Annotated in this window: 9 protein-coding genes and 1 pseudogene; 5 read left to right on the top strand and 5 right to left on the bottom strand. The window is 57.4% G+C overall.

Annotated elements, in window-relative coordinates; all coding sequences use genetic code 11:
* Positions 1–104 precede the first annotated feature (104 nt).
* Positions 105–1,895: a mechanosensitive ion channel family protein gene (locus tag BST95_RS13905; RefSeq protein WP_084200198.1), complete on the top strand. Its 1,791-nt coding sequence runs from the start codon at positions 105–107 to the stop codon at positions 1,893–1,895.
* On the opposite strand, the gene BST95_RS13900 is transcribed toward BST95_RS13905, so the two are convergent.
* Positions 1,896–2,888 (bottom strand): DUF481 domain-containing protein, encoded by a 993-nt coding sequence (locus tag BST95_RS13900; RefSeq protein ID WP_084200197.1) that lies wholly within the window; start codon positions 2,886–2,888, stop codon positions 1,896–1,898.
* Between the two features lie 132 nt (positions 2,889–3,020).
* Between BST95_RS13900 and BST95_RS13895 the strand changes: the two genes are divergently transcribed.
* Positions 3,021–6,548: a hybrid sensor histidine kinase/response regulator gene (locus BST95_RS13895; protein WP_084200196.1), complete on the top strand. Its 3,528-nt coding sequence runs from the start codon at positions 3,021–3,023 to the stop codon at positions 6,546–6,548.
* A 5-nt stretch (positions 6,549–6,553) separates the two neighbouring features.
* Here the strand turns inward: BST95_RS13895 and BST95_RS13890 are convergent, their stop codons facing one another.
* Positions 6,554–7,243, bottom strand: coding sequence for a type II secretion system protein GspG (locus tag BST95_RS13890; protein ID WP_084200195.1), 690 nt, complete (start codon positions 7,241–7,243; stop codon positions 6,554–6,556).
* Between the two features lie 68 nt (positions 7,244–7,311).
* Entirely contained in the window at positions 7,312–8,556 is a 1,245-nt protein-coding gene (locus tag BST95_RS13885) for an NAD-binding protein (RefSeq protein ID WP_169843952.1), read from the bottom strand.
* A 139-nt stretch (positions 8,557–8,695) separates the two neighbouring features.
* On the opposite strand from BST95_RS13885, the gene BST95_RS13880 reads away from it, so the two are divergent.
* Complete coding sequence (locus tag BST95_RS13880) at positions 8,696–9,694, top strand: AraC family transcriptional regulator (RefSeq protein ID WP_146004158.1); 999 nt, start codon at positions 8,696–8,698, stop codon at positions 9,692–9,694.
* Positions 9,695–9,733: 39 nt separating this feature from the next.
* Positions 9,734–11,628, top strand: a pseudogene (locus BST95_RS13875) (DUF3604 domain-containing protein).
* On the opposite strand, the gene BST95_RS13870 reads toward BST95_RS13875, so the two are convergent.
* The gene (locus BST95_RS13870; protein ID WP_169843951.1) at positions 11,615–12,802 is read right to left on the bottom strand and encodes a type III PLP-dependent enzyme domain-containing protein; all 1,188 of its coding nucleotides are present in this window, start codon (positions 12,800–12,802) and stop codon (positions 11,615–11,617) included. The pseudogene BST95_RS13875 and the gene BST95_RS13870 overlap by 14 nt on opposite strands.
* Before the next feature lie 149 nt (positions 12,803–12,951).
* Here BST95_RS13870 and BST95_RS13865 point away from each other — a divergent pair, with 149 nt between their 5' ends.
* Positions 12,952–13,386: an Lrp/AsnC family transcriptional regulator gene (locus BST95_RS13865; protein ID WP_066051881.1), complete on the top strand. Its 435-nt coding sequence runs from the start codon at positions 12,952–12,954 to the stop codon at positions 13,384–13,386.
* A 7-nt stretch (positions 13,387–13,393) separates the two neighbouring features.
* Here the strand turns inward: BST95_RS13865 and dinB are convergent, their stop codons facing one another.
* Entirely contained in the window at positions 13,394–15,118 is a 1,725-nt protein-coding gene (dinB, locus tag BST95_RS13860; protein ID WP_084200190.1) for a DNA polymerase IV, read from the bottom strand.
* Positions 15,119–15,137 lie beyond the last annotated feature (19 nt).

Genomic DNA, 15,137 nt, shown 5'->3' with positions numbered 1-15,137 from the left:
CCAGAACGGCCATTTTCCGGGGTGGGTAACCGAGGCTGGTCCTACTATCTGAACTGCCAAATGACTCCCATGTGCTTCTGGGAAATTACACGGATTGTGCTAATGTGAAAAGTACCGATGTTCAGAAGTTTGCACCGCATATCGAAGAACGGAGTACATTTGTGATTGCCATCGTTCGCGCCCTGCTAGTTTCACTGATGCTCTACACTGGGTTGTCTGCTCCGGCCTATGGGGCCGATAAAATCACGCCTGATCAGGTCGCTAAAATGTCGGACCGCCTGCAGGCGGATATTGCCGATAGGATCACGCCTGAGCAGGTCGCCAAAATGTCGGACCGCCTGCAGGCGGATATCGTCAGTATTCAAATGCTGGACGCGCTGATAGAAGGTGCCTCAGATCACGACATGCAATCTCTGCTTTATCGACGCGATGATCGCAGCTTCAAACTCTTGTTAAATCTGGATAAGTTGGCGCAGGCAGCTTCGACTCTGCCTGAAGACAATGAAGTGCGAGCGAGTGTAGCGATCTTCCTGGGCGAAGGTCTCGGGGGCGTAGGCAAGGGGGTGCTGCAGCGCACTTCCAAGCTAACTGCTCGTATCGCCGAGCAAAGAGTGATGCTTACGGAGCTCTCGGGGGCCGACCTGGTTGTTGCCGAGGCGAAGGCTGAAAGCCTGGAAAACCTGAGAATGCGTTACTACGTTGCACTCGTGACGCTTATTGAGCGGCGCAAGGAATTCGGACTGTCCGATGGGACACTCTCGGGTGACCTGCTGCCCATGCTGTATTTACAGGCAGAGACCCTGACGGGCCGGATCAAATACACCGGTGGTGCGCTGGACGAACTGAATGAGCGCATTGTTGAGGATACTCAGAATGCAGACCTGGCGGTCGCGCGCAACGGCATGGCTCGACAGCAGGAACTGGATCTGGCTCATCTTGAGAAGCTGATTGATTTACTGGCGCGTCTGGGCGAAAACCCCGCGGTATATAAAGAAGTACTGCTCGCACAGAGCCACAGCATTAAAGTCAGCGCCCTGGGAGCGGGTGTTCTGGTGAGCCTGCTGCAGTCGGGCTGGGACAATGTCAAAATTGCTATCGCAGACAACGCCCCGGATATTCTATTCAAACTGCTGCTGTTCATTAGCATACTACTGGTTTTCCGGTACTTGGCGCGATTGGTACGTAAGTTGGTCAAGTTGGCGTGTGAGCGTCCGGGTAACGACATGTCCACACTGCTCAAGGATGTGCTGATTTCGGTCTGCGGCGGCGTTGTGATGGTGTTCGGGTATTTAATTGCATTGTCACAAGTCGGGATATCGCTCGGCCCCATGCTGGCGGGTCTTGGTGTCGCCGGGTTTGTAATTGGCTTTGCGCTGCAGGATACACTGGGCAACTTCGCCGCCGGCGGGATGATACTCCTGTATCGCCCTTACGATGTCGACGATTTTGTTGAGGTGGCCGGTGCGTCCGGGCTGGTCAAGAAAATGAGCCTGGTATCTACTACGATTACTACATTTGATAATCAGACATTGGTGGTTCCCAACAGTAAGATCTGGGGTGACGTCATCAAAAATGTGACGGCGCAGAAAGTTCGCCGTGTCGATCTGGTGTTTGGTATCAGTTACACAGATGATATAGCCAAGGCCGAGTCGGTACTTGCGTCTGTGCTGGAAGAACATGAGAAGGTATTGTCAACGCCGGAGGCGCTCGTGAAGTTGCATGAGCTGGCAGACTCATCGGTGAACTTCATCGTACGACCGTGGGTGCGCACTGAAGACTATTGGGGTGTGTATTGGGATATTACCCGAGAGGTGAAAATGCGCTTTGATAGCGAAGGTATCTCTATACCCTTCCCGCAGCGGGACGTGCATGTTTACTCGCAGTCGCCCGGGTGATTAGAAATCCCAGCCTATGCCGGTGGTGATGGAGTAGTCCCAGTAGCTGACGTTATCTTCCACGTTGTTGTCGCTGGTTGCCCACGCCGTGATGTCCCAGCTAAGGTCTTCAATAATTTCCCAGCTAATGCGTGCGTTGCTGTAGCTTCGTAAGCGCCCCGCATCTGTCAGGCTGGGATAAAGGGTGAAATTCAGATCGACGTGAAGTTCCGGCGTGGAGAACTTCCATGTGGAATAGCTGACGTTAAGAAACCCCTCGATATCTTCATTAGATCCATCACTGAACCCCTTCTCCGTAATTACCTGCAAGCCGCCTGCGCCGGTGAGGCGTGACCGATTGGTATCGATAAAGTAACGACCGGTACCACCACCTACCGCTACCCGGTAATCAAGTTCGAGCTCATCGTTATCTTCGTAGTTGACGAAGCCAGTTCGGAATTGGTCCGAACGGTTGCCCGGCCACACCGCCCTTTGAAAATTTAGTCGTTTGCTTGAGGTGCTTCCTTCGTTCGTGTCGGAAATATCAACCTGTCCTGTTAGGGTGTTTCTGGAGCGTTCGTTTTCGTAGCTGATCTCGGTGTTAAACGCCAGTTGGGTAACACCACTGGCCCGGGTATAGCCATAGGTGCCCGACAGGTGGATGTTGAGGCGATCGACCCAGCTATCCTCGATCGGGCGTATTTCAACGATCGCCAGGGACTCAAGTTGGTGGCGGGCGAAAACGTCTGTGACCAGTACCTGCCCGGGGCGCGCTTTATCGGAGAAAGAACCATAGATACGGTCGCCATTGGTGACTCTAACCTCGTAATGGTACTCGCTTTCCATACGCGCGATTTCAGGCCACTCAATTTGTACGGTGCCCATGGCATCGGTGCTCACCTTGAGGATGCCGCCCATGAGGGACACGATTTCCCCGGTGAGCTTGTCGCCATTGTAGAAATGAATAATGTCGGTCTTGCGATGTGCATGGGCTTCAAATGCACACAGGTACAAGACTAAACTCAGGATGCAAAAGAGTGGTTTCAATGTCACGTTATATGCTCACGGTTTGGCACTGCTTGCTTACTATAGTAGCCCCTGTTCGCGTGGTATGCTCGCTGGACAAATCAACTCCCTGAGTCGCCGATGGTAACTGCCACCAATTTGCTGAGTCTGGCACTCCTCTATATCTGTGTACTGTTTGCAGTGGCCTGGTGGGCGGATCGACAGGTGGACGAGGGTGCCCCGGATAGCTGGCTGGCGCGGCCCGGCGTACGGGGTTTGATATACGCCCTATCGCTGGCGGTGTATTGCAGTTCCTGGACTTTTTATGGAGCGGTGGGCAGTGCAACGGCAACTGCCTGGGGGCATGCTCCGATTTACCTGGGGCCCATTGCGCTGTTTGTTCTTGGCTGGCCGATTATTCAACGCTTGCTCGCTGTGGGCGAACGCCACCGGGTTACCTCGATAGCCGACTACATTGGCGCCAGGTACGGTAAACGTCAGGCGCTGGCGGTACTGGTCACTCTGGTGGCCACCACGGCGGTACTGCCTTACATCGCGCTGCAGTTCAAGGCGCTTGCACAGGCCTGGTCAATTGTGGGCGGCAATCTTGAGGGTATGGGTGAGTACGACGGCGATACTGCCTTGCTGGTGGCGATTGTCCTGGCGGTGTTCACTATTCTATTTGGCACCCGGCGGCTCGATGGCCGCGAACGGCATCAAGGTATGATGGCGGCCGTGGCGGTTGAGTCCATCGTCAAGTTGTTGGCATTTGTCGCCGTGGCCATTCTCGCGCTGGCCTATCTAGGCCGGCTGCCCGCGGACCTCCGTGTCACGCAGGGTTCTCAGGCGTTGGGTGAGTTTTCGATTACGGCCGATTTCCTGGCGCGGACTCTGATCAGTGCCTTGGCCATATTGTGTCTCCCCCGACAATTTCATGTCATGGTGGTAGAGGCCGGGCAGGGCACACGCACCGGGGTGGCGCGCTGGCTATTTCCGGCGTACCTGGCGTTATTCATGTTGCTGGTTGTCCCTATCAGTCTGGCAGGCGCTCATGTCTACACAATGTCTGACACGATTAGTCCCGATACTTATGTCCAGCTACTGCCTATTTCGCTCGAAGCGCGCTGGGTGACCGTAGCGGCCTTTATCGGTGGTATCTCTGCGGCCACGGGCATGGTCATTGTCGCCACGGTCAGCCTCGCCATCATGATTACCAATGAGATCGTCGCGCCCATGATCATGCGGGCCAATGCTGCGTCGGCAGCAGCAGTGCTCAACCTGGGCGACAGCCTGCGGCGTAGCCGCCAGCTGACCATTGCCGGCATACTGCTGGCGGCCTGGCTCGTGACCCGGCAGATAATGAATATTCCGTGGCTGACCCAGATCGGTTTTATCTCGTTTCTTGCCGCCGCCCAATTGGCGCCTGGGCTGCTGGCGGGATTGTACTGGCGGCGCGCTCACGGTATCGGGGTTGTCGTCGGCTTGCTGTGCGGATTGGGACTCTGGTTTTACTGCTGTGTGTTGCCAGTGGTGCTGAATGTCGATGCCACTTTGTTGACCCAGGGCCTGTTCGGTCAGAACTGGTTGCGACCCATGAATCTGTTTGGCATCAGCGGTGAGAATCGATTGGCCTATGCCACGGGGTGGAGCTTGACGGTCAATCTTGTGGCCCTGGTGGTTCTCTCACTGGCATTCAAGCCTTCTCAGGCAGATATTCGCCAGGCGCGGCTGTTCACGGAAGATCAACAGGCATCGCCGTCAGAGAGCGACCGGGATTTCGAACTCAGCCTGATCCGCGTAAGCCAGTTACAGGCATTGCTGCCGCCTTTTCTGGATGAGGCTGAGTCGCGGGCCATGTGGCTGCGTTTTGAAGACAGCTATGAACAGCGTCTGCTGCCCGGTGACCGGGCGCCCATTTTCGTGGTCACTCAGGTGGAAGCGGTGCTGGCGCGCATTATTGGCTCGACTTCTGCGCATCAGGCCATGGAGCAACTGGAGCGCAGCCAGCAACTGGAATACACCGATCTGGCCGGCATGGTGACGGATGCCAGCCGACTCAATACGTTTAATCGCGAGTTATTGCAAACGACAGTAGAGAGCCTGATCCAGGGGGTGTCGGTGGTCGACAAGGAGCTGCGCCTTGTGGCCTGGAACAAACGCTACGAAGAAATGTTCCACTACCCACAGCGCTTTCTGTATGTGGGTTGCCCGATAGAGCGCGTTTATCGCTTCAATGCTGAGCGGGGCATACTCGATACGGGCGGTCGTCTGGTCGAAGAGGAGATCGATAAGCGCCTGGCCTGGCTGCGCGAGGGCAATTCACATCGCCTGGAGCGGACCCTGCCTGACGGTACGGTGATTGATATCCGTGGCAACCCCTTGCCTCACGGCGGTTTCGTGACCACCTACATCGATATTACCGATTATCGCGATGTGGTGGCGCAGTTGGAAGACGCCAAGTTGGAGCTCGAGCAGAAGGTAGCCAGTGGGTCGCAGACATTGAGCGAAACCAATGCCAAGTTGCGCCAGGAGAATAGGCTTCGCGCTCAGGTCGAGTCCCGCCTTCGGGATGCCCATCAGAGCCGTACGCGATTTATGTCGGCGACCAGCCATGATCTGCTGCAACCGATTAACGCTGCACGTCTGTTCACTGCAGCGCTCAAACCGCGGCTGAGCGGGGATGGTGACGGCGAAACCCGCCGCGTAGTCGACCAGATTGACAGTTCACTGCAACGAGCCGAGGAACTCATTGCAGAGCTGCGCGAAATTTCCCGGTTGGACTCGGGCAAGCAAATGCCTCGCCGCAGTCACTTCCCGATTAGTGCGATTCTCGACTCACTGAGTCGCGAATTCATTCCTGTTGCCCAGTCGAGCGGGCTTGAGCTGAGCGTGGTGGACAGTTCCGCCTGGCTTTATACAGATCAGGCGTTGCTCACACGCATCTTGCAAAACCTGATATCCAACGCAGTGAAATACACTGACAGTGGCCGGATTGTGGTTGGTCTGCGGCGCCGGCGCGATGGCGCTGAACTACAGGTGCTTGATACCGGCCCCGGCATTGCAGAGCAGGATCAACTGCTGGTGTTCCAGGAGTTTCAGCGTTTGGAGCGCCATCGTCACCAGGGCGAAGAGGGGCTGGGCCTTGGGCTGGCGATTGTCGCCCGGTACGCTGAACTGCTTGGCCACCATCTCAAGCTGCGCTCCGCGCCAGGGCGGGGCAGTTGCTTCGCCATTGGGGTGACGTTTGGCCAGCCTCAGCAGCAGGATACACGAGAGCAACAGTCGTCACTGGGCGCCGACCTGCAGGGTCTGGAGATCGTGTGCGTGGATAATGATCCGCTGATTCTCGAGGGTATGCAGGAACTATTAAGCACCATGGGTGCGGTGGTCTCGACTGCGGCTGGTCGAGAGGCGCTGCTGCGACGTATCGGTGAACGCCCGACGCCGGATATTGTATTGGCCGACTATCATCTGGATGAGGGCGACACAGGGCTGAATGCCGTGATCGAGGGCCGTAAACTGCTCGGCAAAGCGCTGCCCTGCATCATTATCAGCGCTGACGACAGCGATGTTATTCGCGATCGGGCCAAGGCGGCTGGATTCCGGTTCCTGCCCAAACCAGTGAATGCTGCCCGGTTGCGCGCGCTGGTGCTCGCTCTGACCCGGTAGCGGTGTTAGAGCGTGGCTATAATGTGGTTGAAGTAGCTGAGGTACTCTGAACTGACATCGGCGTCCAGACCCTCGCCACCGGGGGTGCCGTCGCGGCCCAGTGATAGCAGTTCGACTTTGCCCTTGTTGCGACCCCATTGGACAGCCTTATACAGGTATGGCCGCCCCCAAGGATCGTTTGGCATAGCAGATAAATAGCCTGCTTCGGGGTAGTTCGGCATGGGCATTTTACTTTCAGGCTTCTCCATCAGTGCCGCCAGACCCTGTTCGTTATAAGGGTAGAAGTGATTATCTGCGTAGTAGGCTTCAAGAGCAGCCGTGATCTTTCCAAAGTCGCGAATTATCGCCAGCCACTCGGCGCTGTCGTTGGTCAGTGGGCCAAAGCCGGTCATGGCGGTCAGCGAGGTCGCTGAATCCTCATTGCAGAAGATCTTCCAGTCACTCGGTCGGGGAGTGCGATCGATTTGCCCGTTTCTGTAGATGAAGGGTGCATCCTCCATACGGGGTTCATGGTAGGAGACGTAGGCGGTAAATTTGCCGCACACAACATCGCCGGGATAGGCTCTCAGGTCACTGACAGACATGTCTGTCTTGATGACGATGCTGTCCGCCAGGGCTTTTTTGGCGTCCTCGATTTCCGAGCTGCAGGCGGCAAGAGTTGCGGCGAGTACGATGAGGGTGGCGAGGCGAATCAAGGGGCAGGTCTCCAGTGTTCCTGGGGGCAGAGTATGACGATTTTACCGGTCGGGCACAAACGCGCTGATCAGCGCATCTCGATCCAGTCGCGCGGAATATTGTCTTCCAGTAACTGGGCAATACTGATGCTGATGATATTGTGCTCCCGGCCCACTTCAGTGGCGAACAGGGATTCCTTGCTGGAGCGTGCAATGACCATGGACTGCGGGTATTTTCGGCGCAGCCACAGCGCTGTGCGCAGGTTCTCTTCCTCGCGGCCGGTGCCGAGTACGAATACGGTATTGTCGCCGTCGACGCTGACGGTATTGCGCACCTGCTCCCAGACCTCCGGGTGGGCAATGTCGCCTTCAAACAACTCACGTCGATAGTCGCCGCTGAATTTCATCTGTTCGTCTGCCACCAGAACGCGGCGGCGGGCGTCCTTGTCGATGATAAGTACGGTATCCAGTTCCCCCGAGGCAGAGTTTTGCATTTCCTCGAGCACGGTCTGGCCAAAGCGCCCAAAGCCCGCGAGGATGACAACGTCTTTGGGGCGTGTCTCGTGGAAGTGCTCGAGCATTTGCCCGCGAACCAGGCCAGAAGCCGCCAGATGGTAGGTGTTGAAGCAGTGGCAATGGTTGGCTACCCGGGTATTGGCCATGGAGCGCATGAAGCGCAGGCTTGAACAGTGAATGATGACTCTCGATGCGATGCCCGGTACCAGGTTCAGCAAGACGCTGGCAGCCTCGTAACTGCGCAGGCTGTTATCGTTTAGCAGCAGAATACGCCGCGCGCGTTCCACGCGCAGCTCGCGTAGGAAAAACTGGTGGGTAATGTCACCGCTGACCACGACCGCACCAAAACTCTGTTTGAACTCGTCCCGCAAAACCTCTGAGCCAGTATTGGAGACTACGACTACGGGGGTTTTCCGGTTGTGCTCCCGAAGCACCCTCAGGTAGCTGATGGCCAGTTCGCCATCGCCAACCACCACGACGTGATTGCGCAGGCGCTTGAGTTGCCACGCCTGCGGTGCCAGTGCGCGAAGCAGGGCGCTGATCAGGCCCCATGCAGCGAGCATGGGCGCGCCGAAATAAGCCGTCCAAACCATGGCCTGGCCCAACAGCGGGCCGCCCAGAGGTGTGCCCAGGTCAACGCCGCCAACCACAAACAGGCTCAGAGAATAGTAGGCTTTGGTCAGAAACCCTTCGGTGCTGAGCTCGGGGCGCTCGGTGACAGAGACGCCGGATTCAAAGCCGATTAACGCCATCAGGAACACGCTCAGCGCCCCGACAGAGAGCCAGGGGAACTGGGGAGGAGAGTACTGTTTCTGCATGGTCGAGATCATACCCCTTGGTCTGCGGTGTCGCTATCGGTTTGTGCTTTATACACGGGATGTTTACACTTTCGCGGTCTTTTGCCGTGCTTAGCCTGCTGCTGCCCTGTTCGTGATACTCCACCCTGTAAGATCGTTGTTGCCCGCTTTGGAGGTCATGGCCGCCCGCGGCCACGATGCAGCGGCCTGTCTGGATGGAACTGGCCTGTGCGAAGCGGACGTTCTGCGTGAGGGAATTGACGACTCGCTCAGTAGAGAGCAGGAGTGCCGGTTTTACGAAAATGTGATCCGCTTGAGCGGCGATCCCAGCATTGGTCTGGAACTGGGTGACGTGGTGATTCCCGAGCGCTACGGATTGTTTGGTTACGCCTTACTCTCTGCAGAAACGTTCGAACGCGTCCTGGTGTTGGCGGAGAGCTTTGGACCCATGGCGTTCAGTTTCTTCAGCTTCGGTTATGGCAAACAGGGGCGCGATGCCTGGTTTGAACTGCGTGGCAATCCTGACACCTCACCTGATCTGACCCGGGTTTTCGTCGACCGTGGCCTGGCAGCCGCTGCACGCACCTTTCGGGCCATACTGGGACAACGTTTTTACCTGCATCATGTGTTGTTGCCGCATGCGAGCAACGGCAATGCCGACAACTATCTGCGGATGTTCCAGAGTCCGGTCAGCTTTTCCAGTCAACACAGTCGGCTAGTGTTTGATGCGGCGTTACTGGAAGAACCGCTGCTGAACAATCATCGAGGAACCTCCCTGCATCTTGAGCAGCAGTGCCAGTTGATCATGGCGCGGCTGAGTGGTCAGGGACGATTTGTCGACAGTGTGCGTATGCAGGTGCTCTCCCGGCCCGGCGTGTTCCCCGATATCGATGTTGTGGCCAATTCATTGGGTTTATCTACTCGCACCCTCAAGCGGCGATTGCGCGATGAGAATACCGGCTACCGTGAAATCGTCGACGAGCTACGCTATGGTCTGGCGCTTGAATATCTGGGAAAGACCCGGTTGCCGATGGAGCAGATATCGACATTGCTGGGCTATAGGGAATCGGCGAATTTCAGCCACGCTTTCAAACGCTGGGAAGGACTTTCACCCAGTATCTGGAGACGCGAGAATACATCGGCTCTGCCGCTGAGTTAAGCTCGGCCAGGGCATCATTGCAGTCAGTTGGAGAGATGGATGGCCAGGTACAAACAGCTTTTAATCACACTGCTCATACTCTCGGTATGTCCGGCGGCTCTGACGGCAGAGCAGGGCTATTCAGAGCAACGTGAGGCCTGCGCCAATCGCGACCCGCTCAAGCAGCCGTGGTTTGGCGATCTGCATGTCCACACCCGATATTCCCTCGATGCAAGCACCCAGGGTACTCAGACAACCCCGCCCAGGCTTACGCATTCGCACGTGGCGAGAAACTGCCTATCCAGCCCTGGAGCGATAGTGGGGAAGGCATGCGCAGCCTGCAGCTGCGACGTCCACTGGATTTCGCCATGGTCTCTGATCACGCCGAACTGATTGGCGAGGTGTATATGTGTAATACACCGGACGCGGAGGGATATGGCAGCTGGCAGTGCGTGGTGTATCGCAATCTGCCGCGGGTTGCCTATTACCTGTTTAACTTCGTGGCCACTATGCAGCAGGCGCATCTGGGCCTGTGTGGCGATGACGATCAAGTGTGTCTGGAGGCGTCGCGCATCCCCTGGGGCGAAATGCAGCATGCGGCGGAGCAGCATTACGATCGTTCGGCGCAGTGCGAATTCACCAGTTTTGTGGGCTACGAGTGGACAGCGATGGAGGGCGCCAGCGGCGGTAATCTGCATCGCAATGTGGTATTTCGCAATGCCGATGTCCCGGATCTTCCCCTGAGCTTTATCGATACTCCCGCCCCTGAACTGTTGTGGCAGGGATTGCATGAGAAATGCCTGAGCTCGGGTACCTGTGATGCGTTGGTCATTCCCCACAACTCCAATCTGAGTGCGGGCTACATGTTCCCGGCGCAGCTTGACGGTGGGGGTTTAATGACGCCTGAATACGCTGCCCGGCGCATGCGGTTTGAACCGCTGGTGGAGATCATGCAGCACAAGGGCGCCTCTGAGTGCTACTACGGCCCAGGGGCGAGCGATGAGTTGTGTGCCTTCGAACAACAGCCCAACGACAACATCGCAGGCCTCAACAAGCCGCCGCTGCCTGACACCGGGTTCGTCAGGCAGGTGCTCGTCGATGGTCTGAAGTTGGAGCAGGAGCTCGGGGTAAACCCTTATCAGTTTGGTGTTATCGCCAGCACAGATACCCACCTTGGGGCTCCCGGAGCCGCCGAAGAGGATCGTTTCCTCGGTCACGGTGGCGCCGGAGTGCCCGCGGGCGAGGCTATACCGCCCGGGCTGCCCGACAAGCTTGAATACAACCCTGGTGGTCTGGCCGTCGTCTGGGCCGAAGAAAATTCGCGAGATGCCTTGTTTAATGGCATGCGCGCCCGGGAAACCTATGCCACCTCCGGTCCGCGTATTACCAGTCGCATGTTTGCCGGCGACTATCCCGACAATTTGTGTGACCAGGCGGATCGCATTGCCATAGCGTACGCCAATGGCGTGCCGATGGGTGGCGAGTGGGCCGCAAGTGAGACGCCGCCGGTTTTTCTGATTGCGGCCAGTCAGGACCCCGGCACCCCGGATTCCCCGGGTGTGCCCTTACAGCGTATTCAGGTGGTAAAGGGTTGGGTGGACGTCGGCGGTAATGCCCGGGAAAAGGTCTTCGATGTAGCCGGATCGGCAGACAATGGTGCGACGGTCAATCCCGCTAACTGTGCGCGCAGTGGTGAGGGGTTCGCCGAACTTTGCAGCGTATGGCGCGACCCTGAGTTCAAGCCCGGGGAATCGGCCTTTTACTACACGCGTGTTCTTGAAAATCCCAGCTGTCGCTGGAGCCAGCGTCAGTGCGTGGCCGCCGGTGTCAGATGTGACGACCCTGCGACCATTGCCGATGGGTTTGAAGGGTGTTGTGCGCCGGAGCATCGGCCCGTTATTCAGGAACGGGCCTGGTCCTCGCCGATCTGGTTTAGCGCAACTAGCGAGCGCTAAAATCCTGAGCGACCAGAATGTCGCGATAGCCCCCGGAGCGGAAGCCATTAAAGCCGGTGCTCGTGGCTGAACCATAGGCACCCAGCAAGCCGAATTCGATGTAGTCTCCGGCGCGCAGGTCCTTCGGTAGCGGTGTGGTTCGCGACAGCTTATCGACAGGGTCGCAGGTAGGTCCGAACACGTGGTACTCGTTGACCGGTCCGCTGAGCAGGCTGTCGCCACGCCAGGCGCGCACGGGCATTTGCAGGTCAATCAGCAGCTGTTCCTGCATACCGCCGTACACCCCGTCGTTTACAAACAGGCTGTGGCCGTTTTCACGTACATGAATGACCCGGGTCAGCAGCGAGACGCTGTCCGCCACCATGGCGCGTCCAGGTTCACACATAAGCGGCGTGCCAGCAGGCAGAAAGCGCTCGGCAGCGGAATGAATTTCAGCGAAGAACGTGGCCAGTTCGGGCACATCGGCGCCAGCGTATTGAACGGGAAAGCCACCTCCGACGTTGACCAGTTCTGGCGCAACACCCGCGCGCTCAATAATATCGCCCGCCACTTCGAGATAGCGGCCGTACATGGCGGGCTCAACACACTGTGAGCCCGGGTGGAAGGTGAGTGCGGGGCGGCCGCCCCGCGCCTTGACGAGGCGTAGCAGCTGTACGGCTGCATCGGGCGTAGCGCCGAACTTGCTGCCAAAGTCGTACGCGGCGCCACTGTGTTCCAGTTTGAAGCGAACGGTGTAGCGAACCTCAGGGTCGCCACCGCAGGCCCGGTAGATTTTCTCCAGCTCGGCAGTCTCGTCGAGGGCAAATGAGCGTACGCCATAGCGCTGGTAGGCTTCAGCTATTGATGTGTCGTCCTTGATAGGATTGTTAAAGTGCAGCGTTGCTTGTGGCGCGATGGCCAGGGTAGAGCGAACTTCCTCCAGGGATGCAACGTCGAAGTGCTGCACGCCGCTGCGACGCAAGGTCTGCAGAATTCGGGCTTCGGGGTTGGCCTTGACAGCATAGCTGACCGCACCATTGAAGTTGCTCAGAAAGTCGGCCGCGCGGGTTTCCAGTTTGGCAGCGCAGAACAGGTAGGCAGAATCTTCCGGCTGAGCGCTGGCGATGAAGCCACCGGTACAGGAGTAGGTCTCGCGCCGGTCTTGCTGCCATTGTTGTTTGATGTCACCTGTCATGTCGGTATTCCTGAGGTTGTTATGCATTCATTGTGTGGCTATCGGGTGATGAATTGGCAGTTGCAATAACTGGTTAATATGGTCAAATAGGTGCCAAATTGACCAGCATAATGTTCAATTTGTTAATTGTTGGTTGTGGGGGAGCTGAAGTGGAGCTGAGTAAGAACGATAAACGGCTGTTGAAGGCACTGCAGCGCAATGCGCGTCAGAGCGTCAGTGAGCTTGCACGGGAACTGGATTTGTCGCGCACGACGGTGCAAAAGCGCCTTACGGCCCTGGAAAGCAATGGCGTCATTACCGGTTACAAGGTCAAGCTGAGCGACAGTTATCGCGCGGAAACAATACAGGCTTACGTCAATCTGGTGGTAGATCCACGCAAGGGGGCGATGGTAACCAGTGCCCTTGAGAAACTTCCTCAGGTTGAGGCCTTGTACACCGTTAGTGGCAAAATCGATATGGTGGCACTGATGCGGGTGCACAGTCCGGCAGAGCTCGACACCACCCTGGACCGAATTGGCGAGACCGAAGGTGTTCGGGACACAGATTCGGCGATTGTCCTATCTACAAAGTTTGATCGACGCTAGACGCAGATCAGGCTTCAAACAGCGCCAGCTGCGCTTCCCGCACTTCGCTGCGAGGGTTTAGCCGCAGTCCCGCCCCCAGCAATCGGACCGGTCGGCTCTGGCGCTGCCACGCTCTCTCCAACAGTGCCCGGTAGGCCACCGGTTGTAACCAGTGCTCCCCGTTGGCGGGAATGACCTCTTCGATGGTCGTCTGTTCGAAGTTATTGAATTTTACTTTTACAAATCGCTTGTGCGGGTGGTACTGCTCGTCAATGTGGTGAAATCGGGATTCAAGTTCTTCGAGGATTTTTTCCAGTGCGAGTTGCATGGCTCCGGTATCTTTAAGATCGTCGGCATAGGTGTTCTCCACCGAGATGGATTTGCGAATGCGGCTGGTCTGTACCGGGCGATTATCGTCACCGTGGGCAAGGCGTGACAGGCGTATGCCGTATTTGCCAAAGCGTCGGGCCAGGGTTTCCAGCGGTATCTTTTGCAACTCCCCGCAGGTGGTCGCGCCCAGTTTTTCCAGCTTGGCAGCAGTGACGCTGCCGACCCCATTGATTTTTGCCACAGGAAGATCGGCCACAAATTCTGCGACCTGCTCCGGCGCGATCGTGAAGCAGCCGTCGGGCTTGTTCCAGTCGCTTCCGACCTTGGCAAGAAACTTATTCGGAGCGACACCCGCCGAAACGGTCAGATTCAGCTCGCGCTTAATACTCGCGCGTATGTCTTCGGCAATAAGGGTGGCGCTGCCACGGCAGGCAGTGGCTGCGCTGACATCGAGATAGGCCTCATCTAGGCTGAGTGGTTCGATGACATCTGTATAGCGGTTAAATACCTGGTGGAACTGGCGAGACACCTCGCGATAAAGCTCAAAGCGCGGTTTGAGAATTTGCAACTGGGGGCACAGCTGTCGGGCGCGGCTACTGGGCATGGCGGAGTGCACACCGAACTTACGGGCCTCGTAGTTGCAGGTGGCAATGACGCCACGGCCAGTGCGCCCGCCCACGGCGATGGGGTGGCCGACCAAACTGGGGTCTTCGCGCATCTCGACAGACGCGTAGAAGGAATCCGCGTCAATGTGGATGATTTTGCGCTGGCTCAACTCAGTTCCTGGCGGGGCTTCCAGCGTGGCTGCAATGGCGCCGGCTACCTGGTCGAGCATGATGCTGCGTTGACGGGGCTTGTCGCCAAAGGCGCTGCAGATGTCTGCAATACTGTGGAAATTAATCGACACCGCCAGAAACAGGCGGCGCCTAGCCTCCGCCTGGCCGAGGTGTGACAGCGCCCTGGCAACCAGGGGTTCCAGGGCAGGGACATCGCGGAAACTGATTTGTGAATCGGCGCCTGGATTGGTTGTCGGGCTGTTAGTGGCCGCCAGTTGCGACAGAATTCTCACGTAATACTCACCCTCGGGGGTGCTCTTCAGATACTCTCCCAATGGTGTGACGAGGGTGCGGGCGACCTGCTCTGCGGGCGACCATTGCTCGAGCTCGGCGCTCGCCAGGAACCGGTTTCGCAGTGCCTCGACCGGATCGGCATGGTAATCGAGAATAGCCTGTATGAGCCCCTGCCGGTTGCCGAAATGATATTGCAACGCGTTGCGGTTTTTCTGCCCGGCAGCTTTTGTCACCTCGTTCAGAGATACGACGTCAACACCGCGCTCGGCAAATAGCTTCTGGGCAGCGTTGATAAAGCGCAGTCTGGTCTGGGCTGAGCGGGCGGTGTGCTTGTTGGTATGGCCACTGGCCATGGGGCGGACTCCTCCAAAA

The sequence above is a fragment of the Halioglobus japonicus genome, assembly GCF_001983995.1.
In the GTDB taxonomy this organism is placed as follows: Bacteria; Pseudomonadota; Gammaproteobacteria; order Pseudomonadales; family Halieaceae; genus Halioglobus; species Halioglobus japonicus.
The sequence above is the reverse complement of the archived record's forward strand: the minus strand, read 5'-3'. Positions and strand labels throughout refer to the sequence as shown.

Excerpts from the sequence above, each read along its gene's own strand:
- dinB (WP_084200190.1), bottom strand. The coding sequence starts at position 15,118 with ATGGCCAGTGGCCATACCAACAAGCACACCGCCCGCTCAGCCCAGACC.
- BST95_RS13885 (WP_169843952.1), bottom strand. The coding sequence starts at position 8,556 with ATGCAGAAACAGTACTCTCCTCCCCAGTTCCCCTGGCTCTCTGTCGGG.
- BST95_RS13895 (WP_084200196.1), top strand. The coding sequence starts at position 3,021 with ATGGTAACTGCCACCAATTTGCTGAGTCTGGCACTCCTCTATATCTGT.
- BST95_RS13870 (WP_169843951.1), bottom strand. The coding sequence starts at position 12,802 with ATGACAGGTGACATCAAACAACAATGGCAGCAAGACCGGCGCGAGACC.